At 29.9% G+C, this 23,733-nt stretch carries 19 protein-coding genes and 1 tRNA gene; 8 read left to right on the top strand and 12 right to left on the bottom strand.

The features are described 5' to 3' along the window. Positions 1–20 precede the first annotated feature (20 nt). From Lupro_RS08975 to Lupro_RS08955, 5 genes are all read left to right on the top strand, one after another. The gene (locus Lupro_RS08975) at positions 21–431 is read left to right on the top strand and encodes a DUF4177 domain-containing protein (protein ID WP_068208991.1); all 411 of its coding nucleotides are present in this window, start codon (positions 21–23) and stop codon (positions 429–431) included. Beyond that, positions 421–687 (top strand): hypothetical protein, encoded by a 267-nt coding sequence (locus Lupro_RS08970; RefSeq protein ID WP_068208988.1) that lies wholly within the window; start codon positions 421–423, stop codon positions 685–687. The genes Lupro_RS08975 and Lupro_RS08970 overlap by 11 nt, the downstream gene beginning before the upstream one ends. A 100-nt stretch (positions 688–787) precedes the next feature. After that, a complete protein-coding gene (locus Lupro_RS08965) occupies positions 788–2,089 on the top strand; it encodes a CsgG/HfaB family protein (RefSeq protein ID WP_068208985.1) in 1,302 nt (433 codons plus the stop codon). A 226-nt stretch (positions 2,090–2,315) separates the two neighbouring features. Beyond that, positions 2,316–5,864 (top strand): thrombospondin type 3 repeat-containing protein, encoded by a 3,549-nt coding sequence (locus Lupro_RS13870; protein ID WP_068208982.1) that lies wholly within the window; start codon positions 2,316–2,318, stop codon positions 5,862–5,864. A 2-nt stretch (positions 5,865–5,866) separates the two neighbouring features. After that, the gene (locus tag Lupro_RS08955) at positions 5,867–6,565 is read left to right on the top strand and encodes a glycoside hydrolase family 78 protein (protein WP_068208979.1); all 699 of its coding nucleotides are present in this window, start codon (positions 5,867–5,869) and stop codon (positions 6,563–6,565) included. Between the two features lie 359 nt (positions 6,566–6,924). Here the strand turns inward: Lupro_RS08955 and Lupro_RS08950 are convergent. Further along, a tRNA-Leu gene (locus tag Lupro_RS08950) sits at positions 6,925–7,006 on the bottom strand. 150 nt (positions 7,007–7,156) lie between these two features. Between Lupro_RS08950 and Lupro_RS08945 the strand changes: the two genes are divergently transcribed. The 3 genes from Lupro_RS08945 to pth all read left to right on the top strand — a co-directional run bounded on the left by Lupro_RS08945 (position 7,157) and on the right by pth (position 9,469). Continuing rightward, positions 7,157–8,098, top strand: a complete 942-nt coding sequence (locus tag Lupro_RS08945) for a ribose-phosphate pyrophosphokinase (RefSeq protein WP_068208976.1) — start codon at positions 7,157–7,159, stop codon at positions 8,096–8,098. Positions 8,099–8,118: 20 nt separating this feature from the next. Continuing rightward, positions 8,119–8,754 (top strand): 50S ribosomal protein L25/general stress protein Ctc, encoded by a 636-nt coding sequence (locus tag Lupro_RS08940; RefSeq protein ID WP_068208973.1) that lies wholly within the window; start codon positions 8,119–8,121, stop codon positions 8,752–8,754. 148 nt (positions 8,755–8,902) lie between these two features. Next, positions 8,903–9,469 carry an aminoacyl-tRNA hydrolase gene (gene pth / locus Lupro_RS08935; RefSeq protein WP_082703935.1) on the top strand — a complete coding sequence of 189 codons (567 nt, stop codon included), beginning with the start codon at positions 8,903–8,905 and terminating at the stop codon, positions 9,467–9,469. Between the two features lie 2 nt (positions 9,470–9,471). Here the strand turns inward: pth and Lupro_RS08930 are convergent, their stop codons facing one another. The 11 genes from Lupro_RS08930 to Lupro_RS08880 all read right to left on the bottom strand — a co-directional run bounded on the left by Lupro_RS08930 (position 9,472) and on the right by Lupro_RS08880 (position 23,727). Continuing rightward, on the bottom strand, positions 9,472–9,924 hold the full coding sequence (locus Lupro_RS08930; RefSeq protein ID WP_068208967.1) for a 6-pyruvoyl trahydropterin synthase family protein: 453 nt from the start codon (positions 9,922–9,924) through the stop codon (positions 9,472–9,474). 16 nt (positions 9,925–9,940) lie between these two features. Further along, positions 9,941–10,123 carry a hypothetical protein gene (locus Lupro_RS08925; RefSeq protein WP_068208964.1) on the bottom strand — a complete coding sequence of 61 codons (183 nt, stop codon included), beginning with the start codon at positions 10,121–10,123 and terminating at the stop codon, positions 9,941–9,943. Between the two features lie 3 nt (positions 10,124–10,126). Then, positions 10,127–10,882 carry an enoyl-CoA hydratase/isomerase family protein gene (locus Lupro_RS08920; RefSeq protein ID WP_068208959.1) on the bottom strand — a complete coding sequence of 252 codons (756 nt, stop codon included), beginning with the start codon at positions 10,880–10,882 and terminating at the stop codon, positions 10,127–10,129. Between the two features lie 11 nt (positions 10,883–10,893). Beyond that, positions 10,894–12,228 (bottom strand): MATE family efflux transporter, encoded by a 1,335-nt coding sequence (locus Lupro_RS08915; protein WP_068208956.1) that lies wholly within the window; start codon positions 12,226–12,228, stop codon positions 10,894–10,896. Then, the gene (locus tag Lupro_RS08910; protein ID WP_068208953.1) at positions 12,229–12,741 is read right to left on the bottom strand and encodes a GNAT family N-acetyltransferase; all 513 of its coding nucleotides are present in this window, start codon (positions 12,739–12,741) and stop codon (positions 12,229–12,231) included. It lies immediately after the preceding gene. Beyond that, positions 12,738–13,586: an alpha/beta hydrolase family protein gene (locus Lupro_RS08905; protein ID WP_068208950.1), complete on the bottom strand. Its 849-nt coding sequence runs from the start codon at positions 13,584–13,586 to the stop codon at positions 12,738–12,740. The genes Lupro_RS08910 and Lupro_RS08905 overlap by 4 nt, the downstream gene beginning before the upstream one ends. Next, positions 13,583–16,339: a PD-(D/E)XK nuclease family protein gene (locus Lupro_RS08900; protein ID WP_068208947.1), complete on the bottom strand. Its 2,757-nt coding sequence runs from the start codon at positions 16,337–16,339 to the stop codon at positions 13,583–13,585. Before Lupro_RS08900 ends, Lupro_RS08905 begins: the two co-directional genes overlap by 4 nt. Positions 16,340–16,419: 80 nt before the next feature. Beyond that, positions 16,420–17,784 (bottom strand): OmpA family protein, encoded by a 1,365-nt coding sequence (locus tag Lupro_RS08895; protein WP_068208944.1) that lies wholly within the window; start codon positions 17,782–17,784, stop codon positions 16,420–16,422. Positions 17,785–17,900: 116 nt separating this feature from the next. After that, entirely contained in the window at positions 17,901–19,211 is a 1,311-nt protein-coding gene (locus Lupro_RS08890; RefSeq protein WP_068208941.1) for an OmpA family protein, read from the bottom strand. A gap of 115 nt (positions 19,212–19,326) precedes the next feature. Further along, positions 19,327–20,520: a glycine C-acetyltransferase gene (kbl, locus tag Lupro_RS08885; protein ID WP_068208938.1), complete on the bottom strand. Its 1,194-nt coding sequence runs from the start codon at positions 20,518–20,520 to the stop codon at positions 19,327–19,329. Between the two features lie 33 nt (positions 20,521–20,553). Further along, positions 20,554–23,727, bottom strand: coding sequence for a UvrD-helicase domain-containing protein (locus Lupro_RS08880; protein WP_068208935.1), 3,174 nt, complete (start codon positions 23,725–23,727; stop codon positions 20,554–20,556). Positions 23,728–23,733 lie beyond the last annotated feature (6 nt).

Raw genomic sequence — 23,733 nt, 5'->3', positions numbered from 1 at the left:
GGATTAATCTAATTTAAAAAATGATAACATTAAATATTTTCTTAGGAAGTTTTGGTGCTAATATTCCAATGATATTAGCAATAGTCTTATTAATAGCGATAATTGTTGCTGTGAAATCAAGTAAATCAGAAGATTATTCCCCTACTGAAGATTGGCAAAACAATAAAGTTATAAATGTAACATTAAATGGAGGGATAATAGGTTTATTGGCAGACTCACCACAACGCACGTTAAATAGAAGAATAAAAAAAGAAAATGCTGATGGATGGAGTGTTGTTCAAGTGATTCCAGCAGATAGTGGTAACCTTTTCTTAACAATATTTCGGTTAGTATTATTGCTACTAACTTTATTTATTTTTACAACAGCAAATGGCTATTATGTAGTTATGGAAAGAAGAAAATTCATAAATATTAAAAAAAGTGAAAAATAAAATAAGTGACACTATTACTACAAAGTCAAATTTGGAAACAACGATTATTGATAAACTACAAGGTAAAATAAATGAAGAAACTGAAAAATTTGACTCTACGTTTGAAAAACTAAAGAAATTATTAAAAGATGACGAAATTATTATTGAAATTAAAAAAACTAATAAACTTAAGGTAATAAAAAAAATACAACTTGAAATGGATAAAGATTTACATATTTCAAATAGCTATATAATAAGGTATAAAAATAATATTTAAAAAGCCCCATAGCATTGTATATAATAAATAGCTTAAAACTAGATTATTAAAATTCGAAATTATAAAATATCACAAAAATTAATAGTTAATCAATTGAAATATGAAAAATATTTATTTAACAGGAATCTTACTTTTTATCACAATTAGTAGTTTTAGTCAAAGTGCAAGTAGCCATATTTTAAGAGCAAAAAAAGCATATTCTAGAGGGAATTACGTAGAGGCAAGTTTTGAATCAATAAAGGCATTGAGAATTAAACCAAAAAAGAAAAAACCTCAAGAAATACTATCTTTTTCTTATGAGTTAGCCCAAGAGTATCTTACTGAAAGTATTGAAGATCTAAAATCTATGAGCACAAATTTCACCGGAGATATAACTGTTTCTCAAAGAAAAAGAATAGTAAAATTATACGAAATATTAAAAAAATTAGACAAGAAATCTTATGAGATTACAAAAATAATTAAAAAATCTAAATTCAATATAAGTTTTGACCGTATAGATGTATCAGAAGAATATACTGAAGCAAAAAGAAGTTTGATTGAAGGGAAAAAGGAGGCTGCAGAAATGCACTATGTTAAAGGTTTAGATTTAATGAAAAATAACGATAGAGAAAGTTTTAAAAAAGCCGCAAAGAGATTTAAAAAAGCTGAAAAGTATATTCCCAACTACAAACAGTGTCTAAATCTTTATCAAGAAGCTCGTAAAAATGGTACTACTAGAATAGCAATTTTTGCATTTGACAATAAATCTGGAACCCGAAATTTTGGTGCTATCGGAGAGTCTGTTTCTGATAAGTTAAGTGCTCAACTATTTAATAATAAAGAAGCCATGGAATTTACTGAAATAGTATCAAGAGATGAGTTAGGGAAGCTTATAGCAGAGCATCAATTAAATATGTCATCAGATATAAATCAAAGTACAGTATCTGAATATGGAAAATTATTAGGTGTACATATTATTGTAACAGGGAAAATTACACAAGTTTCATCAGAGCATCAACGGGTTATCCATGATAATCCTTACACCGTGCAGAAAGAAGTTATTGTAGGTACTGAAAGTTATGTTAATAGTAAGGGGAAAACTAAGTCTAGAAGTGTTTATGGAATTGCTTCAGCAAATATCTATGAAAGCAGTAAATCATCTAAAGCTATTTTAAGTGGATCTTTTAAGGTTCTTGATGTGAAAACGGGTAGAGTGCTAAGTCAAGATCAATTTAACGAAACATATAATTGGTTAAACAAATGGGTTTCATTTAAAGGAGATGAAAGAGCTATAAATAAACGTAATTTTAGCAATTTTGATAGAAACGAGCTGAATCCTCCTACTAATTTTGAAATGGGAAATTTTTTAGTTGTAAAATTAACAGATAAAATGTCTAAAACTATTACTAATTTACTTAAGTAATATAACTATGTATTGTTAAACATTAGGTTAGAACACAAACAAAACCAATACTAATTACATATTGGAAACAGGCCGAAAAATTAATTAAAATACATGATTCTCAGCCAAACTAGGCGTCTTATTTATGACTAATGATAATCAATTATCATAAGAAACTAAAATTGAAGGTTTACGTATACATTTACATTAATTTAAATTTAAAAGGTTAAATTTACTATCAAAAATTATGAAAAAACAAATACTTTTATTTTTAATAACATCTGTATTTCTAATAAACATCCATGCACAACAATCAACAACACCAACAGGGGTTGAATCTGTGAGCACATGGAATAAACCTGTGAATGCAGCACTGTACTATGCTGGCTATTTTTATATAGCAGAAAATACAGTAACAGGAGCTACCATTAACAAATACACCACAAATGGTGTCTGGTTAGAAAAATTAATGGATGTCCCTTCAAAGGACAGCTACCCATCACATTTAAAAACACGCGATTCTAATAATATGCTTATCGTAAATAACAAACTATATTTCTCTGCCTACGTAGGAGGGGATGAAACAGCTATACTTATGTACGACTTAGTAAGTAAAACTTTTGATTTTCAAAAGAGACTCTCTTTTGAACAAGGAGCAATACAGTCTTTAGTTTCCTACAATGGATATATGTATATAACAGTATCTTATTTAGGTAGTAATTATCGTGTAGCCCAAGGGGCTAACTGGGGAAATCTTATCGATTCCTATGCTAATTCTGGAAATTCAGAAACCTCTATTATTCAGTTGGATACTACGATGAATCCAACCTTGATAAAGCATTTTATGGATTCATCACATGATTATGGTTCTATTGATGATGGAACTCTTGTTTCAGGAAATGGTTTTTTGGTAAATTTTAATAATGGACGATTCGAGAGGATTAATCTTGATGGAACAACTACCCATCAAAAATATATTGCCGAAGAAGCAAGGATGAAACCAGGATATGATAATAATTATATTATTGTAAGAAAAAGATACGTCGAGTTAGTAGATGCTAATTGGAATACTCTTAAAACAACCACAAGGGTTGCGTATGAAAACATGAACAATGTCTTTGTAACGAGTAATGAGTATATTTTTACCGTTGGTCTTTCAAACGATTATATTAGTGTTGATGATGGAAAACAGATATGGTCTTTTTATCATTACGATAAAGACCTGAATTTCAAGTATAAAAAATCAGGGGTAAAATTAGAAGACTATCCTAGATTAAACCCGCCAGTGTTAAACTTTCAATTATTTGACCTTACGGCCAGTGGTTATTGGAGAATAGGATACTATATATCTGTTCCACGTAAAACAGCTGATAATACAATTGTACAATTAGCTGGGCAGGACTTACCAACAACAAGCAATAATAATCCCATAGCAATTTCTTATTATAATAGAACTACAGTTCCTACAGCACAGTTGAGTATTCAACCTGCAAGTGGGCTAAGCGTATTTATGAATAAAAAACTTGTTAATGGAAATATTGTTTCTGCAGATCAATTTTCTGCAGTAATTCAAACCCAAAATGTTAATTTAGATGCTTTGGTGGGAACACAACTTCCAGCAAGTATTGCTAGTTATACAGCACCTACAGGGTGGTCTGTATGGGAAGATCCTTCTAATTCTTTACAAGAATATGGAAAGCTTTACATACAAAAAGTAGATGGTGTTTATTTTGTAAACATCCCTATGTATGATTGGGCCGATGGTGGTCTTTGGGTTAATTCTGACCCAGTAATTACAAATGAGGTAAATGTAAAAGTTTACTTACAAAATGTAGTTGTAGCTGACACAGACGGAGATGGCGTATATGATACCAATGACCTTTGTTCTGCTACTCCTCTTGGAGAAAGCGTAGATACAAATGGTTGTTCTCAAAGTCAATTAGACGATGATAATGATGGTGTTATGAATAACATTGATACTTGTCCAAACACAGCAACAGGTGAAACGGTTGATGTAAATGGTTGTTCTGTATCACAAACTGACACAGACGGAGATGGCGTATATGATACCAATGACCTTTGTTCTGCTACTCCTCTTGGAGAAAGCGTAGATACAAATGGTTGTTCTCAAAGTCAATTAGACGATGATAATGATGGTGTTATGAACAACATTGATACTTGTCCAAACACAGCAACAGGTGAAACGGTTGATGTAAATGGTTGTTCTCAAAGTCAATTAGACGATGATAATGATGGTGTTATGAATAACATTGATACCTGTCCAAACACAGCAACAGGTGAAACGGTTGATGTAAATGGTTGTTCTGTATCACAAACTGACACAGACGGAGATGGCGTATATGATAATCAAGATAATTGTCCAAGTATTGCTAACTCTGATCAAGCGGATGCTGATGCTGATGGTATTGGTGATGTTTGTGATGAGGATAGTGATAATGACGGGGTTTTGGACGTAAATGATACTTGTCCAAATACACCAATAGGAGAAGGGGTTGACGCGAATGGTTGCTCGGATTCACAAAATGATTTTGATGGCGACGGCGTTCCACGATCAATTGATATCTGCCCAAACACACAAGCAGGAGAAGAAGTTGATGAACATGGATGTGCACTGTATCAATTAGATACAGACAATGATGGATTTTCAGATGCTATAGACCAGTGTATTGATACACCGGGAACAGTAAACGGTTGTCCAGATACCGACGAAGACGGTGTTGCTGATAATAATGATACCTGTTCAAACACACCAGCTGGAGAAATAGCTGATGCGAATGGATGTTCGCCATCTCAATTAGATACTGATGGAGATGGGCTTACTGATGACGTAGACCAGTGTATTAACACACCAACGGGTGAAACGGTTGATGTAAATGGTTGTTCTGATTCTCAATTAGACGATGATAACGATGGTGTTATGAACAACATTGATACTTGTCCAAACACACCAACGGGTGAAACGGTTGATGCGAATGGTTGTTCTCAAAGTCAATTAGACGATGATAACGATGGTGTTATGAACAACATTGATACTTGTCCAAACACACCAACGGGTGAAACGGTTGATGCGAATGGATGTATGCTGTTAGCTTCAGATAACTTTACAATTGAAGCAATCAGTGAAACATGTCCAAATAAAAACAATGGTAACATAATTATCAACGCCCAATCTTCTTTAAATTATAAAGCAACCATTAATGGTGCTGAATATGATTTTACAACAAATTTAACAGTGGGCAATTTATCTCCAGGAAACTATGAAGTATGTATAATTGTTACAAATCTAACATCTTCATATTGTTACAAAATTGTAATTTCAGAAGGAACTACCATATCAGGTAAAGCTAGTGTAGTATCAAATAAAGCAACAATAGAAATTACACAGGGTACGCCTCCATATATTGTTTTAATAAACGGAAAAGAACAACTACAAACGGTATCGTCATTATTTACTGTAGATGTAAAACACGGTGATTTGATTGAAATAAAAACTGGTGTAGCTTGTGAAGGAATATTCTCAAAAACAATTGATTTGTTTAAAGTAATTACGATGTATCCAAATCCAACAAGCGGAATTTTTGAGATAGCCTTGCCTATGTCATTAAAAGAAGTTAAAATAGCGTTATTTACAACAAATTTTCAACTTATTTCTTCTAAAACATATTCAGTAGTTAATGGGAAGGTACAATTAAATATTGAAAACTTGCCAGCAGCAGTATATTTTGCCAAAGTGCATTTAGAAAATCCTGTCACGGTTAAAATAATAAAACAGTAACTATGAAAAAATATGTTTATATTCTAACATTCGGTATTATTTTGGGTTCTTGTGGAGGAAGTGATACACCTCCTCCATCTCCTCCAACGCCAATTAATAATGCCCCAACAGTGCCAACATTAGTATACCCAACAAATAATTTATTGTGTATAGAAAATGTATTAAATTTCGATTGGAACGCATCATCAGATCCAGATGGAGATGTAATAACATATCAAGTACAAGTAGCTCAGGATATGGGGTTTTCACAACTCGTTCATACCGTAACTGAATCATCAACATTAAGAACACTCTCGTTAGAAAAAGGGATTGCTTATTATTGGCGAGTACGGGCTACAGACAGTAAGGGTTTATCAAGTCCATATTCATCTATAAATCAATTTTATACAGAAGGAACAGGAGTTTCAAATTACCTACCTTTTACACCAGAATTAATAAGTCCAATTAGTAATGAAATTGTACAAACAAGTACAAGTACATTACAATGGACAGCTAACGATGTTGATACTGACGATATTTTAAGCTATGATGTTTACTTTGGAACGGCAAATCCGCCAAGTACAAAAATAGCATCAAATCAAAATGAAACATCATTAGAAGTTTCATTAGTATCTTCTCAAAACTACTTTTGGCAAATTATTGTTAAAGATAATAATGGAGGTGAAACGATTGGACAGATTTGGAGTTTTACAACAGATTAATAGTACTATCACGTACTGTATATTTATAAAAACACTTAAAAAAGCTATTCATAAACTACATAAAGTGGTCTACTTATTTGAAACAAAACAGGTTGTATTAGAAGTTTGGAAAATTGAAATTTAAAAAAAGAACTAAAAACAGGCTATATTTTTGGAGAAACACAAAATAGAATCGATTGTTTATGCTCCCAACTTTGGGGTTATTGTAACTCATCTTTTAGTATAACGATACAATCAACACAGTAACAAATATATGAAAAAAAGCACTAAAAAAGGGAAGATAAGAAAAACTATTTTTTATTAAACTACTGTTTTACAGTGTTTTAGTTTTCTTTTATTTTCCCTTCTTATTAAAAAAGTACCTCGAGCGGGAATCGAACCCGCACTCCCGAAAGAACTGGATTTTGAATCCAGCGCGTCTACCAGTTCCGCCATCGAGGCAAATGATAATTGAAATGCAAATTTAAAAATAATTTTTGTTTAAATTGTAAAAACTTAACTAAGTTATACTATAACTATTTAAATAATTATAAATTTGTACTCAAAAACAACAACACATTATAATTAAACTAAACAACACAACTAATTAGCATGGAAGACCATCATTTAGAGCCTAAAATATTTGCTTGTTCTCAAAGTGAAATATTGGCTAAAAAAATTGCAAAATATTATGGTATTAAACTTGGAAATGTAGTAGTTTCTAGGTTTAGCGATGGAGAGTTTCAACCTGCTTTTGTAGAATCAGTAAGAGGTAGACGTATTTTTATTATTGGATCAACATTTCCTAATTCTGATAATTTAATGGAGATGCTATTAATGTTAGATGCAGCAAAAAGAGCTTCTGCTCGTCATATTACAGCTGTTATTCCTTATTTTGGATGGGCAAGGCAAGATCGTAAAGACAAACCTCGTGTTGCAATTGGAGCAAAATTAGTAGCTAATTTATTGCAAACGGCAGGAGCAACAAGAATTATGACAATGGATTTACATGCTGATCAAATTCAAGGTTTTTTTGAAAAGCCTGTTGACCATTTATTTGCTTCAACGTTATTTCTTCCTTATATAAAAAATTTAAACCTTCCTAATTTAACTATTGCCTCTCCAGATATGGGAGGATCAAAACGTGCTTATGCTTATTCAAAACATTTAGAATGTGATGTTGTTATTTGCTACAAACAACGTTTAAAAGCCAATGTTATTTCTACCATGGAACTAATTGGAGATGTAGAAAATCGTCATGTAATTATAGTTGATGATATGATTGACACAGGAGGAACACTTGCTAAAGCTGCTGAGTTAATGATGGAAAAAGGAGCTATAAGTGTACGTGCAATATGTACACATCCAATACTTTCTGGAAATGCCTATGAGCGCATTGAAAATTCAAAATTATTAGAATTAATTGTATCAGATACAATTCCTTTAAAAATGGAAAGTTCTAAAATAAAAATTGTATCTTGCGCCCCTTTATTCGCTGATGTGATGCATAAAGTACAAGACAATAAATCCATTAGCGGACAGTTTTTAATGTAAATAATTAAATATATAAATAAATGCAATCAATTACAATCAAAGGATCTCAAAGAGAAAGCGTGGGCAAAGTATCAACTAAAGCCTTACGTAATGCTGGAAAGGTGCCTTGCGTATTATACGGAGGGGATAAACCATTACACTTTTCAGCTGACGAAATTTCGTTCAAAAAATTAGTGTATACAGCCAACGTTTATACTGCAACGATTGAATTAGAAGGAACAACTTATAATGCAATTTTACAAGATATTCAGTTCCACCCTGTAACTGATAAAATTTTACATGTTGATTTTTACCAACTATTTGATGATAAATTGGTAACAATGAATATTCCTGTAAGATTAATTGGAACATCTCCAGGTGTTATTAATGGTGGATCTTTAAGTTTCCCTATGCGTAAATTAAGTATTAGAGCTTTCCCAGCTGATTTGCCTGATTTTATTAATGCTGATATTTCAAAATTACGAATTGGTCACAAATTAGTAGTTTCTGAATTAACGAACGACAAACTTCATATTTTACATCCAGAGAATACCGTAGTTGTTCAAGTAAGAACTGCTAGAGCAGCAATATTGGATGATGACGATGAGGAAGCAGGAGAAGAAGGAGAAGAAGGAACTGCTAGTGAAAGTACCGAAGAGGGTGCTGCTACTGAATAATATTCTTTCAAACAAACACAATCTAAAAGCGTTGCAAATTGCAACGCTTTTTCTTTTTTAAAAAACCGTATTCTTTTATTACTTTTGTTGAATGCGTTTAATAAAGTTATTATTCGGAATTCAAAAAAAAGAAGCTCCTAAAAATCTTATGAAAAAATTCTTAATTGTTGGTTTGGGAAACATTGGTGAAAAATACAGCAATACAAGGCACAATATAGGTTTTAAAATTCTTGACGAACTGGCTTCAAAAGAAACTATAACCTTTGAAAGTGAAAAATTAGGAACTCTTGCAAGATTTAGGTTTAAAGGAAGAACGTTTGTTCTTTTAAAGCCTTCAACTTTTATGAATTTAAGTGGTAAAGCTGTAAAATACTGGCTTACTAAAGAAAAAATTCCTTTAGAAAATTTATTAATTATTTGTGATGATTTGAACTTGCCTTTTGGTACTATTAGAATAAAAGCCAAAGGAAGTGACGGTGGACATAATGGATTAAAGGATATAAATGCTGTTTTACAAACACAACAATATGCACGATTTAGATTTGGAGTTGGATCAGCGTTTTCAAAAGGCCGTCAGGTAGATTATGTTTTAGGAGAATGGAATGAAGATGAAAACAACTTATTGCCTGAGCGTTTAAAAAAATCTTGTGAAATTATTAAATCATTTGGTACTGCTGGTTTAAATAATACAATGAATACTTATAATGGAACGTAATTTTAGTATTGATCTTCAGCGTACCATTCTGCATGTGAAGTCCCTGTTTCTTGCAATTTTAAAGCGTGTAATTTTATAGTTTTAGGCAACCTATTTTTTATTTTTTTAGCAAAATCTACTAACATCATTTCGCTTGTAGGTTGGTAATCTACCAAAATAATATTATGACCCCTTTTTTCCAATTCATTTGCTAATTCAATATGTGGTGTGTTTTTATTAAAAACTGTTGCGTGATCAAATTTGTCTACAATTTCTGAAGCAACAATTTTTTTTAAATCTCCAAAATCTATCACCATTCCATATTTTACATTTGTTGAATTACTTATAGGCGTTCCTATCACAGTAACAGAAAGTTTATAACTATGCCCATGAACATTTCTACATTTCCCATCATATCCGTATAATGCATGTCCTGTTTCAAAATGAAATTTTTTTGTTATTCTAATAGTACTCATCTCTTTAAAATTTCAATTAATCGTCTAAATCTTTCCTATTCTTCGCTTTATAATACACCAAATATGCTAATAATACCAATAAAACAAAAGGTAAATACGTTCCTATTACAACACCTATTTCATACCCTTTATTTGGTGCGTTCTTTATTTTTTCTTCAATATTTATCTCTTGTAAAAGAGAAATGAAACCAACTAACATCTACTATTTTTTAAATTTTTGTAAGTTTTTTTTGGTAAACTCAGAGAGCACTAATTTGCCACTAATTTCAGCTCGTTTAGCTAATAAAACTTCCCAGTTATTTGTATCTTTCCATAGTGCTTTTTTCATTTCTTTTAAAGAATCTGGATTGTATTTAGAAAGTTTTAATGCTAAATTTTCAACTTCTAAATCCATTTCTCTAATTGTTTCAAAAACTTTTGCAAACAATCCTTTTTCTTTTGCCCAATACGCATTTTGCCAACTTGTTGCATCTAATGTTAGTTCACTTAATGCCGCTACTCCTATTTTACGCTTTACAAAAGGAGCAATAACAAAAGGACCAATGCCAATAGTAAATTCTGATAATTTAATTGCTGCTTGTTCAGTTGCAAAACAATAATCGCAAGCTGCTACCAAACCAACTCCTCCTCCAATAGCTTTTCCTTGTACTCTTCCAATTATCAATTTAGAACAATTACGCATTGCATTTAGTACATTTGCAAAGCCTAAAAAAAATTGTTTTCCTTCTTCAATAGTTGAAATAGTAATCAATTCATTAAAAGATGCGCCAGCGCAAAAAGTTTTATCTTGTTCACTTTTTAAAATAATAACATGAACGTCTTTATTTTTACTCAATTCATTAAATGCAACGGTTAACCTATCTAATAATTCACTTGGCATAGAATTACTTGCAGGATGATAAAATTCAACAGTAGCAATATTATTTTGAATATGTGTGTATAAACTTCCATTACTCATAATGGTCAAAGTTACGTGTTTTTATGCAAATATTTTCTTCTAAATTTTACAACTAAAATACCGGCTCTTAATAACATCCAAACCGTAAAAGCCAACCAAATTGCATATAGTTTTAAATTGAAATAATCTCCAATTAAAAGAACTGGCACAAAGCCTAAAAAGGTAGCAAATAACAACAAATTTCTAAGTGTGGCAGCTTCTGCAAGCCCTTTAAAAATTCCGTCAAAAACAAATGCAACTGCATTTATTGGCTGCATAATAAGTACAATCCAAAAAACACTATAAAACGACTGCAATACAAGTGGATCTTGTGAAAAGAGCCTTCCTATTGGAATGTAAAAAACTGCACAAATAACAGCGAGTAATAATGAAACAACTATTGAATACCTACTTAATTTAACACTCAATTTCCACATTTGGTTATAATTGTTTTCTCCTAATAATTTTCCTGAAACTATATTTCCAACACTCGCATATCCATCAATAAAAAAAGCGAAAAATAACCAAATTTGGAAAGCAATAGTTTGTGCAGCAATGTAATTATCTCCGTATTTTGTAGCATAAGAATTTGCCAAATACAATGCAACGTTCAATGCAATTGCTCTTATAATTAAATTAAAACTAATAGCTAGTAAATTACCTATTTCTTTATTTAAAGGAAACGTAATTTTTAAATTAAATGGTGTTTTTTTCAATATTAAAATTAATGCTAAAATTGCCATAACTCCTTGTGCAATAACACTTGCCCAAGCCGCTCCTTTTATATTCATTGGGTTTATAAAGCCTTCAATACCATAAACTAATAAAAAATCTAACCCTACATTTAAAACTGCCCCCACAATACTTATTACCATGGGCCAAAAAGTGTTTTGTAAACCTCTAAATATACCAAATGAAGAAAAAACAAAAAGAGTTAAAGGAAAGCCTAATGCACGTATTTTAAAATATTCAACTGAATAGTTTAAAATAAGTCCATCTGCATTGTAGAGTTGAAAAATTTCGTTTGCAAAAAATATAGTTGTAACATAAATTAACACACTTAAAAATATATTAATTGCTATAATTTGAGCTGGCAATGTAGCAATTTCTTCTAATTTTTTAGCCCCTAGATATTTAGCTATAGTTGCTGAAATAGCCGATCTTGTTTGTGCTAATATCCATACTAATGCAGATATAAAGGATCCTGCAATACCAACTGCAGCTAATGCTTCTGTTGGATTTACTTGTATATTTCCTACAATTGCAGTGTCTGTAATTGAAAGTAACGGCTCTGCAATACCTGCAATAATAGCAGGTATTGCCAATTTATTAATTCCTTTAAAAGTTATGTTAGACTTTTTATACATTTACCCCTTTTTATTTAAAACCTTTTCATAACAATAAAACGGAAATTCACTTTGGTTACAAAAGTAAATATTTCCTAATTTTTTGTAATTCCGTTTTTTATAAAATTTTTGATTTCGTTTATTTTTACTAAATGTATCTAATCTAATTGAATTGTAATTGTTTTGTAAAGCATAATTTTCAGCAAAATTCATCAGTTTTTGCGCATATCCTTTTCTTTGATATTCAGGCTTAATTGCCAAGCGATGAATGTATAAATTGTTATTGTTTCTAGTAAGCCACTTAACATCTTGATATTCCTTATCTTCAATTTCTGTTAGCACAATAATTCCAATAATAGTACCTTTCTCTTCTAACTTCCAAATTTGTTGCAACTCAATATCTTTTTGTAATATTTCTTTTGATGGGTAATTTTCATTCCACTGAAAAATACCTTTTGCTATCATTTGTTTTGCGCAAGATTTTGTAATTGAGTATAGTTTTTCTAAATCTAACGTGAGTGCTTTTGTTATCATTTTTGATTGATAAATTGTATACTTTTGTTAACTACACGCTCTAAATGAAGTGGCATTTTTGAGTTATTCCAAGGTTGAACACATCCCAAAGTATGATTCATTTCATCAACTAAAAACAATTCACTTTTTTTATTCCAAGAGTGTATATTTTTGGCTTCAATAGGTAACACTACTTCATCTTTTTTTCCTTGAACAATTAACTGTGATACTTTTAATTTTTTAACCGCATTTTTAATTGTTAGTCTATTTTCATTGGCTTTAAAGTTTTGATAAAATTGGTACAAATGAGGCATTTTTTGCTTTGTTCTTGCATTTAAAATGTATGAAACACCTTGTTTTTTCCACTCATTTAACTGTTCTCCTTTTGGGAAACGCACTCCATAATCTGAAACTCCTGCCCAACTTATTACTTTTGTTATTTTAGAATTTTCAGAAGCTTTTATCGTTACAATTCCACCTCCTCGAGAATGTCCAATTAATGTAATATTATCAATGTCAATTTCGTCTTTAAAATTAGTATTACTTAGTATCCAATTTATAATATCTTCTAAATCGTTTAGTTCTATTGTTAAATTATTTTCTCCAAATGCTTTTAAATCTGGAAAATCTATTGGATTATTTATTGTTCCTCCATTGTGTGAAAAATTAAATTTCACAAAAAACAAATTTGCTTTAGCAAAAGCTTCTGCAACAATATTCCATGCTCCCCAATCTTTATAGCCTTTATAACCATGACAAAAAACAACTATTGGTTTCTTATTCTTGTTTTCAATGTAAAAAGTATCTGTAACAATTGGCTTGTTATGGTGAGTGCTTTTTGCAATTATATTTTTATTTATTTTCATTTTTTTATTTTGAAAGGCAAATCAGTATTTTCTATAAAAGGTATTTCGGGATTTAAAATTTCCCTAATCAGGTTTTTAATTTCATTCATGAAATTTTGTATTTTTTCTTCAGTAACCTCATAATTTTTACCTCTTGGTTCTTCAGATAAATTAACTCTTAAAAATCCAGAACTTAAATTTTTAAATGAAATTATACCGCTCTCTAATTTAATAGTAGGCTTCTTTATTTTTGATACATATAAATACGAATACAACATAACTTGTAAGGCTTTGGTATATTTATAATCTTCAGTAATTACACTAAAGTCTGCTATTTTTAACTCTCTCGCTTCAACTTTACCTGTTTTATAATCAATAATTCTAGTTACCCCATCTAGTTCATCTATTCTATCTACAAATCCATTTATTCTTATTGGAAAATCTATTCCTTCAATAAATATTTCAGCACTTAAATTTTCTTCTAAAGCAATTATTTTTAGTTGCTTTGTCTGATTTATAAGTATTAATTCTTGTTGTAGAAATCGGTTGATATAATTTTTACTTACTTCAAAAATAAGTTTATTTTTCCCAGAAATAATATTTCCTTTTAAGTACAATTTTTCAAAATATCTATGAAGCAGTATACTACAATTTTTTTGCATTTCAACAATGTTGTTTTTATTTAATATCTTCCCTAAATAAGGTTTGTACATTGCTTCTAATACTCCATGAATTACAGATCCCATGGTATTTGATTCAATAATTTCCTCTACTTCATTATCTTCTTTAATTTCTAATATTTTTTGTTCATAAAAACGTATAGGGTTGTACATATAAGTTGCCAAAGCTGATGGAGAAATACCTCTTGTAAATACTTTTTTTAATTTTTCTAAAACTTCTGCTGTTTTTTTAATTTGAATTAAAGGAAACTCTAAATATTGAACGTTTGGACTAATAATTGTTTTTGTAATTGTTGGGTTATTTATTTCGAGTTGAGTTAAAAATCTACTTTTTTCTCCAGACCCATAGCCGTCTGTCTCTGTATTATAAATCAGGTATATATTTTTTGTTCGTTGTAAAAGTCGCTGAAAATGATATGAAAATATTGAATCTTTTTCTTGATATGTAGGTAAACCAAAATGTTTTTTAGCATCAAATGGGATAAATGAAGTTTCATTTTTCCCAGCTGGTAAAACCCCTTCATTTACTGAAGTTATAATAATGGTTTCAAAGTCTAAGGCTCTAGTTTCTAACATTCCCATTAGTTGTAAACCTTGAAGTGGCTCTCCTTGAAAAAAAAGTTTTTCGTTCTGTAAAATTTGATTGTAAAATAATGCTAATGTTTTTAAATCTGTTATATGGTTATATGTTTTGTTTAGTGTTTCTAATTGCTGAAAAACGGTGTAAAACCTATATAAATATTCTTTTTCAATACCTATGGCATGTTGCTTCAAATTCTGTATTAACTCACTACACTTTTTAATTATTTTATTAATATCTTTTGAAAAATTAAGTAGCGAAAATAATAGCGTAAGTTTATTTACTTCATTTGGTAAAACATACTTTTTTAATAATGTAACCTCCAAAAATATATTATTCTCACTTTTAATTTGAGTGCTAATTTTTTGAAGAAGATTGCTTCCTTGAACTTTGTTTAAAAAAGGATCATTTAATACCTCTAATACATCTTTATAATAAAATTGCTGCTCTTCTGTTTTATGAAACTTATGCTGATTTAAATGTAGTTTAAATAATTTTTCAAACAAATTTGCTATTGGAATATCTTTTAAAGGATAGCCCATGGTAATATTGATATTTTTTACATTATTTGGTAATGAATTTAAGGTGAGTGTTAACAAATTTTCATCTGCTAATATTAGAGCTGTTTTATTAAAATCATTTAATTTAGATAGTAATTCTCCAACATATTTTATTTGAGTGATATTTTTGGGGGCTCCTATTATATTTATATTTTTGTTCACTTGTTTTTCATTCTCAATCCATAAGAAAGGGTTCTTTTTATAATAACTCCATTCATTTTTATATTTTCTCAAAAATACACCTGCCTCGTTTGATGAATTAAGAATAGACTCATTGGCATCCCAATAAACTGTAGCAATATTGTTGGTTAATAGTTCCTTAATTATACATTCTTCTGCCTTATTCAATGCATTAAATCCCGCAAAAAAAATGTGATTGTTTTTGTTTTTATTGATATATGATTCTAAATTATTTTTAGCTTCTCTATAAATTAATCCTTGATAACCAAATTTATTGTTTTTAAGTTTTTCACTTAACGTTTGATATAAAATGTGTAAATATTCAAAAAATTGAATATAATTTACTACTAGCTTGGTTGGTTTTTTATCTTGAAACCATTCATTTAATTTTTTAATATCACTTAAATTTGTAAAAAACTCTTTCGAATTTACCAAGTAACTATCTATTTCATTAAAATCATGCAGTGCTATAGTTGCCCATTGTGAAAACACATCAAAAGGTTCTATCTTATCTTTTGGAACGTTTTGTTTATATATACTATAAAATTCAAAAAGTAGCTGAGTATTATCAATTAAATTAATATTGCCAATTTCTTGGATATAATTTTCAATGCTTATTATTTTAGGTAAAAATGATGAGGTGGGTATTTTTTTTTGAATTTCTTCTTTTAAAAATAAACAGGCACGCTGGCTAGGGAGTACAAATATTAAGTTATCATATTTTTTATGTTTACTAAATATTGTATTAACAACCTTTGAAATAAATGAGTTCATCTAATTTTTTATATACTATAAAAATAAAAAAACCATTCGTAAATGAATGGTTTTTTTATTAAAAGAAAGTGTAATAATTGTTAGTCAACTAGTTTTACTTCAACTCTTCTGTTTTTAGCTCTACCTGCTCTTGTATTATTAGATGCAATTGGCATAGCTTCTCCATACCCTTTAGCTGTTAAATTAGTTGAAGAAACTCCTTTTCCTACTATATAATCTTTTACAGCATTCGCTCTATTTTCTGATAATTCTTGATTGCGTTTTTTGCTTCCTGTACTATCTGCATAACCTAAAATATTAAATTTTGCTGTTGTATATTTAAGCATTATTTGAGCGGCTTCATCTAATTTAGAAACTGTTTCTGCCTTAATAATATCTCTTCCAGAATCAAAATAAACAGTTTTAAATAATTCTTCTAATTTTGCTATCTCTACTTCAGTAATTACCGGACAACCATTGTTAGAAGCAGGTCCTGCTTCATCAATACAGTTATCATCTTTATCTAATACTCCATCTCCATCTGTATCTGGCCAAGGGCAACCTTTATTAGCTTCAGGTCCTGATACTTGAGGACAATCATCATTTTTGTCTAACACTCCATCTCCATCTGTGTCAGGACATCCATTGTTTGCTTTTGAGCCTTTAACATTAGGGCAATCATCATTTTTATCTGCAATTCCATCTTCATCGGCATCTGGACATCCATTTAAAGATGCTAAACCTGCAACATTTGGACAGTCATCTTCTGAATCAATAACTCCATCACTGTCTGAATCAGGGCAACCTTTATATTCAACTAAGCCAAAAACTTCAGGGCAAGCATCAAATTGATCATAAACACCATCACCATCAGTATCGGTTCCTCCAAATTTAAGAACAAGTCCTAAAGAGTGTTGAAAATGTTGTACTATGTTACTTTCAAATGTTTGTTTGTACTTTGTTTCAAAATTTAACCCTACCTTTTCAGAGAACCAAAAGTTAACTCCTAAACCAGCGTTAAAAGTTGCTGTTCCTAATTCATCTAACCACGTATAACCTCCTCCAACAGTAGCATACGGGTTAAATTTAGAGGTGTTACCTATAACATTGTTAAGGTCATACTTAACAGCTCCATCTAAACCATAATAAGATATTTCTGAGATAGTATTATCTCCTACTCTAGTTATTCTATTTAATGTTCCTGCTGCTTCAAGGCTAAACCCATCCACTAAATATTTACTAACGCTCATTTTACTTATTGATGAAACAATATTGAAATGGTCTCCTGTATTGGCAAACTCATCAAACCAACCACCATGTCCAGGGAGGCCTGAATTAGTTGGGTAAAAATCTATAGCATTTACACCTAAACCAATTGCCCAAGTATTATTTTTATCCTGCGCATTAATATTGTTGAAACCAATAATTAATAATAAAGCCAAAAAAGCTACTTTTAAATGTTTCATTTTTATATAATTTAATTAATAATTTATGTCTTGCTGGCAAAGATAAGTATTTAAATATTAAATAAAAAAGCTACTTCATAATGAAATAGCTTTTTTATTTAATATTTGAAAATGTTCTATTCTTTTTCTTTAACTTCTACTCTTCTGTTGTTAAACCTACCTTCTTTAGTTGAATTTGTGTCAATCGGAAGTGATTCTCCATAACCTTTTGCTGTTAATCTATTCGCATCAACTCCTTTAGATATTAAATAATCTTTAACTGCATTAGCTCTTGCTTCAGATAATACTAAGTTTCTTTTTGTAGAACCTGTACTATCGGTATGTCCTCCTATTACAAAATTAAATTGCACATTTTCTTCTTGATTTAAAATACTTGCTACCTTATCTAAAATTTCTGTAACACCTGGTCTAAGTGAATATTTTCCTGTATCAAAATTAATTCCTTTTGCAGCCATATCAATAGTTTCCTTTTGCATAAATACTTCTGGACAACCTTCATTAGAAGCAGGTCCAGGAACCGTAATACATTTATCTAAAATATCAATTACACCATCACCGTCATTGTCAATATAAGGGCATCCACTATTTGCTTCTGGTCCAAATACGTCTGGGCAAGTATCATCTTTATCTGCTACTCCATCTCCATCTGTATCTGGGCAACCTTGTAACTCCATTAAACCTGGAATTTCTGGACAAGCGTCATCTTTATCTGGTACTCCATCTCCATCTGTATCTGGGCAACCATTGAACTCTATTAATCCCGGTGTGTTTATACATTCATCACAGCAATCTGAAACTCCATCATCATCAGCATCAGTATCTGGACAACCGTTAAACTCAGCCAACCCTGCAACTCTTGGACATGCATCATCTTTATCTCTAATTCCATCTCCATCTGTATCAGATTTTCCAAATTTCCAAACCAAACCTAAAGAATGTTGATACATTGTAAAATCTACCGGAGTATTTACTTTTTTATAACCACTTGTAACGTTAATTCCTAAATGATCGCTAAACCAAGCATTGAACCCAACTCCAATATTTATACTCAAACCGTTTTGCGCTCCTACCCAATTTTGTCCTACACCTGTGTATAAAAATGGGTCAAACCATTTCGATTCTCCAAATGCATTATTTAAATCATACTTTACATTTAAATCTATTCCTGCAAAGGTAGCGTCGGCACGAGCCCCCCAAGGTCTTGCCACTTCATTTACCGCTCCTGCTAATTCCAAGCTAAATCCTTTCCCTATATACCTCCCTAAAAATGCTTTACCTCCCCAACTAAGATTACTTCCTGAATCTTGGATATCAATTAGGTTAGTCCCAAAGTTTAACATCCAAGGATTTTCTTTATCCTGAGCATTAACATTACTATAGGATACAATTAACAACAGGGCCAAAAAGGCAATTTTTAAATGTTTCATTTTCAATTAATTAAATTTAATGTTCTTTCTTTTTTTTTTGTAAGCTACTCTTAGCTTAAACTTTAATGACAAAAATACAAAATTATCTCAAATATAATGTGTTTTTGCTAATTTTCTACAATACCTTAAGATTTTTTCCCACTTTTATAAAAGCATCAATTGCTTTATCTAAATGTGCTTTGTTGTGAGCAGCAGATAATTGCACTCTTATTCTCGCTTTTTCTTTAGGTACAACTGGAAAGAAAAATCCTATTACGTAAATACCTTCCTCTAAAAGCATTGCCGCCATATTTTGAGCTAGTTTTGCATCATAAAGCATTACTGGTACAATGGCTGAATCTCCTTTTACTATGTCAAACCCCGCATCAATCATTCCCTTTTTAAAGTAGTTTGTATTCCATTCTAATTTATCTCTTAACGTTGTGTCGTTAGATATTAACTCAAAAACCTTTAAGGATGCTCCTACTATTGCTGGGGCTAAAGAATTTGAAAATAAATAAGGCCTTGATCGTTGACGTAACAATTCTATAATTTCTTTCTTGCCTGTTGTGTAGCCTCCCATGGCTCCGCCTAGGGCTTTTCCAAGTGTTCCTGTTATTATGTCAACTCTTCCTATTACATTTTTTAATTCTAATGTTCCTCTCCCTGTTGCGCCAATAAAACCTGCGGCATGACATTCGTCAACCATCACTAATGCATCATATTTATCTGCTAAGTCACATATTTTATCAAGGCTTGCAACAATACCATCCATAGAAAAAACACCATCGGTAACAATTATTTTAAAGCGGTGTTCTTTTTTATTGGCTTCAATAAGTTGCTCCTCTAAAGAAGCCATATTGTTATTATTATATCTATATCTCGCCGCCTTACATAAACGAACGCCATCAATAATTGAAGCGTGATTTAACGAATCAGAAATAATTGCATCATCTACAGATAAAAGCGGTTCAAAAACGCCTCCGTTAGCATCAAAAGCTGCTGCATAAAGAATGGTGTCTTCTGTTTTATAAAATGTTGCTATTGTTTCCTCTAATTGTTTATGGATATCCTGTGTTCCGCAAATAAAACGAACCGATGACATTCCATAACCATGAGAATCCATCGTATCTTTAGCTGCTTGAATTACCTCTTTGTTGTTTGATAGCCCTAAATAATTATTAGCACAAAAATTAATTACCTCTTCTCCTGTACTTATTTTTATTACCGCATCTTGTGAAGTTGTTATAATACGTTCAGATTTATATAAACCTGCCTCTTTAATTTCTTCCAGTTCTTTTTGTAAATGTTGTTGTATTTTACCGTACATTGTTAGTTGTTTTTTCTACAAATTTATAAGATTTTAAACTTCTTCAATAGTAATTTCAGCATTAATATAAACCAATAATTTTTTTTCAATAAAATAATTTAATTCTTCTAATACTTTAGCGTATTTAATAAGCTGTTTATGATATTTTTTAGAAGGGTTTCCTGTTTTATAATCTATAATTGTTATGTTGTTTCCTCTAATAACTAATCTATCTGGAATAATAATATTCTTATCTGACGTTAGTATTTCTTGTTCGTTAAAAATTTGAATGTTTTGTTGAAAATAAGAATACAACTGCACGTGATTTACTATCTTTTTCAAGATAATTGTAATTTCTTCTTGTTCTTCAATGGTTATTGACCCGTTGTATACGTATTTATTTACAACATCCAAAATATCATTTTCAGTTTTAATATCAGCTAAAATTGCATGAATTAAATTACCATAAGCTATAGCACTTCCTTGCTCTGTTCCCCATAGTAACGAAGAGTTTGCTACAATTGAAATATTGTGGTTTTTCCAAGAATTTGTAATAAAACTGTTTAGTGTAGTGGTTTTATTTTTATTTTTTACAGCCGTTTTAAGTCGTTTTGAATTACCAAAACTATAATCGTATTTTTCTGAATTCCATATTTTTTTGTGTTTCAAAAAATTTATAAAAAGCCCTGATGAATGACTTAAATTCTCTTCACCCTTACTTGTAATGTTTTTTTCTGAAACAATATACAACTGTTCAATAGGCCTTGTTAAGGCAACATATAATAAATTAAAATTATCTAACTCTAGCTCCTCTTTTTGTTTTAAAAACAACTGTTTTCCTTGTTCACTAATATAATTTAATTTACTACTATAATTAATTAAAACTGATTTTATTGAGTTTGTTTGATTGTATAAATACCAAACTTTAGGATTTATTTGTCTGTAAATTTCAATACTATAAGGGTAAATAACTACTGGAAATTCTAATCCTTTTGCTTTGTGTATTGTCATAATTCTAACTGCATTTTCATCTTCTGGGGCAACAATGCTTAATTTATCTTTTTTTAATTCCCAATAATCTAAAAAGTCATTATGTGATGCCTTATTTTTTTGTTGAAATTCAAAAACAATATCTAAGAAAAATTGAATAAAAGAATCTGATGTTAATGCTAAATTAAAACTTCTAATAATATACTCTATGCTTTCATAAAACGTACTTTGAATAAATTCATTATAATTAAAAAAAACTTCAAAATTTCTTAATTCTTCAAAAAAGTCTACGTTTGTTAAATTTATAAAATAACTAAAAAATGAATGCTTTGAATCTCTAACCTTTAAGTGTTCATATAAAAAATACAGTAATTCAATTTTATACTCTTTATTTAATTGATTTTGTAGTGTATATAATAAATTGATAATAAAACTTATTTTTTCATTGTTTTTTATTAGCAGAGTCTCTGAAGAAATTATTTTAATGCCGTTTTCAGCTAAATAATTAGCTACATCAATACCTTGTTTTCTAGTTCTGGTTAATACACAAACATCATTTTTATAAAAAGAATTATCTAAATTTTTAATTATATCTAATACTTTCTGGGGATATATCAATTCATTATTTTTATCATTTCTTTGTTTTTCTACAAATGATATTTGCACATAACCCCCTTCTTTTTGATTGATATTTTGATTGTTTCCTTCTAAAAATAAATTACTAAAACTTTGGTTATTTAAATATTGTGAAATATGTTTAAAAAACGAATTATTGAAATTTATTATTTCAGAGTAGCTACGATAGTTTGTGTCTAGACTAGACAGCTCTTTTTCGACATGAAAAGGATTATTTTCTTTCTTTTTTTCAGAAGAAGAAGAAAGCGCTATAAATTGTTCTGCTTTACCACCTCTCCACCTGTAAATTGACTGTTTTGCATCACCAACTAATAATAATTTTCCCTTTTCTCCATTATTACCCTCGGAAGAAATAACATTTTCTATAAGTGGTATTAAATTATCCCATTGTAATTTAGAAGTATCTTGCATTTCATCAATAAAAAAATATCGAAACTTTTCTCCTAGTCGTTCATAAATAAAAGGTGCGGGTTCATTTTTAATAGTATCACTTATCTTTTGATTAAATTCAGCATTTAATAATATGTTGTTTTCAGTTTTTAATTCTTCTAAAGCAGTATTTATATAATTTAGTACAGCTAACGGTATTAAACTTTCAATTATTAGTTTATTTAAAATATACAACCCATAAGTCTCATTATACAATCTTTTTGATTCGTAAAACAGCTCTTTTAAATCTGAAGCTACGTTCTCAATAATTTGCTTTGAATATTCGCTGCATTTTCCTGAAAATAATTTTTTGTTTTCCTCAATTACAGTATTTAATCTCCCTTCAAATTTTAAATCGTCTATCTTTAATTTTTTTAATTTCGTTAACTTTATAAAATGTTTTGGAAGTTCTCCTGCATTCGCAAATTCTTTAATTTCAACATCGCTTTTGTTAATAATTTTTAATCCTTCATTTCCTATTTTTAAAAATTGTTTTTCAATTTTATTATTTTCTTTTTGAAGTTTTTCTTTTAATATCTTGAACTCTGTAATTGAAATATTTTTTAATTCTTTTAAATATGTTGCATGGTTTTCATTTAAAATAATTTTAGCAAATGATTTAAGTTCTTTTGTAATATCCCAAGATTTATCATCGTCTATTTTTTGAATAGCATAATTTATTAATATATTGGTAAGTTCTTTGTTTTCTCCTATTTTTGAGATAACATTATCTACAGCTTCATTTAATAAGCTTTCAGCATCCATTTCAACTTCAAAACTCATTGGAAGATGTAAATCGTACGCAAAAGTTCTTATTAATTTATGTGTAAAACTATCTATGGTGGTAATGTTAAATGCTGAATAATTTTGTAAAATAGCATTTAAAATTATTTTTGATCTTTTAAAGATAACTGCTTCTGTTAAATTTGCTTCGTTGCAAATTACTTTTAACATATCACTTGTATCTTCTTTAGAGAATGTATGAAGATTTTTAATTACACGTTCTTTCATTTCAGATGCAGCTTTATTGGTAAAAGTCACAGCTAAAATTTGTTGAAATTTAAATTTATTATCACTTGACAAAAGTATTTTTAAATATTCTTTTACCAACGTAAACGTTTTACCGCTACCAGCGGAAGCATTATAAACCTGAAATAATGTTAATTCTTGCATTCATAG

Origin of the sequence: Lutibacter profundi (assembly GCF_001543325.1) — a bacterium.
Classification (GTDB): domain Bacteria; phylum Bacteroidota; class Bacteroidia; order Flavobacteriales; family Flavobacteriaceae; genus Lutibacter; species Lutibacter profundi.
The sequence above is the reverse complement of the archived record's forward strand: the minus strand, read 5'-3'. Positions and strand labels throughout refer to the sequence as shown.

Excerpts from the sequence above, each read along its gene's own strand:
- Lupro_RS08955 (WP_068208979.1), top strand. The coding sequence starts at position 5,867 with ATGAAAAAATATGTTTATATTCTAACATTCGGTATTATTTTGGGTTCT.
- Lupro_RS13870 (WP_068208982.1), top strand. The coding sequence starts at position 2,316 with ATGAAAAAACAAATACTTTTATTTTTAATAACATCTGTATTTCTAATA.
- Lupro_RS08975 (WP_068208991.1), top strand. The coding sequence starts at position 21 with ATGATAACATTAAATATTTTCTTAGGAAGTTTTGGTGCTAATATTCCA.
- kbl (WP_068208938.1), bottom strand. The coding sequence starts at position 20,520 with ATGTACGGTAAAATACAACAACATTTACAAAAAGAACTGGAAGAAATT.
- Lupro_RS08945 (WP_068208976.1), top strand. The coding sequence starts at position 7,157 with ATGGAAGACCATCATTTAGAGCCTAAAATATTTGCTTGTTCTCAAAGT.
- Lupro_RS08965 (WP_068208985.1), top strand. The coding sequence starts at position 788 with ATGAAAAATATTTATTTAACAGGAATCTTACTTTTTATCACAATTAGT.
- Lupro_RS08925 (WP_068208964.1), bottom strand. The coding sequence starts at position 10,123 with ATGTTAGTTGGTTTCATTTCTCTTTTACAAGAGATAAATATTGAAGAA.
- Lupro_RS08930 (WP_068208967.1), bottom strand. The coding sequence starts at position 9,924 with ATGAGTACTATTAGAATAACAAAAAAATTTCATTTTGAAACAGGACAT.
- Lupro_RS08905 (WP_068208950.1), bottom strand. The coding sequence starts at position 13,586 with ATGAAAATAAATAAAAATATAATTGCAAAAAGCACTCACCATAACAAG.
- Lupro_RS08940 (WP_068208973.1), top strand. The coding sequence starts at position 8,119 with ATGCAATCAATTACAATCAAAGGATCTCAAAGAGAAAGCGTGGGCAAA.
- Lupro_RS08920 (WP_068208959.1), bottom strand. The coding sequence starts at position 10,882 with ATGAGTAATGGAAGTTTATACACACATATTCAAAATAATATTGCTACT.
- Lupro_RS08880 (WP_068208935.1), bottom strand. The coding sequence starts at position 23,727 with ATGCAAGAATTAACATTATTTCAGGTTTATAATGCTTCCGCTGGTAGC.
- Lupro_RS08900 (WP_068208947.1), bottom strand. The coding sequence starts at position 16,339 with ATGAACTCATTTATTTCAAAGGTTGTTAATACAATATTTAGTAAACAT.
- Lupro_RS08915 (WP_068208956.1), bottom strand. The coding sequence starts at position 12,228 with ATGTATAAAAAGTCTAACATAACTTTTAAAGGAATTAATAAATTGGCA.
- Lupro_RS08895 (WP_068208944.1), bottom strand. The coding sequence starts at position 17,784 with ATGAAACATTTAAAAGTAGCTTTTTTGGCTTTATTATTAATTATTGGT.
- pth (WP_082703935.1), top strand. The coding sequence starts at position 8,903 with ATGAAAAAATTCTTAATTGTTGGTTTGGGAAACATTGGTGAAAAATAC.
- Lupro_RS08890 (WP_068208941.1), bottom strand. The coding sequence starts at position 19,211 with ATGAAACATTTAAAAATTGCCTTTTTGGCCCTGTTGTTAATTGTATCC.
- Lupro_RS08910 (WP_068208953.1), bottom strand. The coding sequence starts at position 12,741 with ATGATAACAAAAGCACTCACGTTAGATTTAGAAAAACTATACTCAATT.